Here is a 1,156-nt window from a genome sequence, read left to right as displayed (position 1 = left end):
CCGTGTTCAAAGATAACATCATCAAGCTGATTCAGCCAGGAAACGTCGACGATCAACTCACCGAAATCTTGCGCAATGGGGCGCGTGCTCTGTTGGCCCAGGCGGTCGAGGCCGAGGTCGCGGACTTTCTCGGCAAGCATGCCGATTTGAAGACTGCGGACGGCCACCAGCGTGTCGTGCGCCACGGTCACCTGCCGGAACGCGAGGTGATGACCGGTATCGGTCCGGTCGCCGTCCGCCAGCCGCGTGTACGCGATCGCGAGGCGGACGCTACCGATCCCGACCGCATCCGGTTCTCTCCGTCGATCCTGCCGCCCTACATGCGCCGCTCGGCCGCGCTGCTGGGCAAGGATGCTGCCGGGTTGTCGGCATCCGCCATCGGCCGTCTGAAGGACGGTTGGCTTGACGAACACACCGCGTGGCAGAGGCGCGATCTGTCGGCGAAGCGCTACGTCTACATCTGGGCCGATGGCATCCATCTCCAAGCACGCCTCGAAGACGAAAAGCAGTGCATCCTGGTGCTGATCGGCGCGACGCCGGAAGGCCGCAAGGAACTGGTCGGCTTCACCGATGGCGCCCGCGAGAGCGCGCAGGACTGGCGCGATCTGCTGCTCGATCTCAAGCGGCGCGGGCTCGACGTGGCGCCACGGCTCGTCATCGCCGATGGCGCACGCGGGTTCTGGAAGGCCGCCGGCGAGGTCTGGCCGAAAACGCGCGAGCAGCGCTGTTGGGTGCACAAGACCGCCAACGTGCTCGCCAAGTTGCCGAAGAGCCAGCAGCCGAAGGCCAAACGCGCGTTGCAGGAGATCTGGATGGCCGAAACCAAGGCCGGCGCCGATCTGGCGTTCGACGCCTTCATCGAGAGCTACACGCCCAAATACGAGAAGGCGGCCGACTGCCTGAGCAAGGATCGGGACACGCTACTGGCGTTCTACGACTTCCCGGCCGAACACTGGAAACACCTGCGGACGACCAATCCCATTGAAAGCACCTTCGCTACCGTGCGCCACCGCACGATCCGATCGAAGGGTTGCCTGTCCAACAGGACGGCGCTCGCGATGGTCTTCAAACTGCTTGAGGCCGCGCAGAAAAGCTGGCGGCGTCTCGATGGCCACAACCAGTTGCCAAAACTTGTTCTCGGTGTGACATTCAACGA

At 63.8% G+C, this 1,156-nt stretch carries 1 protein-coding gene; it reads left to right on the top strand.

Annotated elements, in window-relative coordinates:
• Nucleotides 1–2: 2 nt before the first annotated feature.
• The coding region (locus ACP7AL_RS25510) for an IS256 family transposase (RefSeq protein ID WP_425995468.1) at nt 3–1,156 on the top strand (1,154 nt) is incomplete at its 3' end.

Origin of the sequence: Afipia sp. DC4300-2b1 (genome assembly GCF_049895725.1) — a bacterium.
GTDB lineage: Bacteria > Pseudomonadota > Alphaproteobacteria > Rhizobiales > Xanthobacteraceae > Afipia > Afipia broomeae.
Note: the sequence above shows the minus strand (reverse complement) of the source record. Positions and strands in the feature narration are given on the sequence as shown.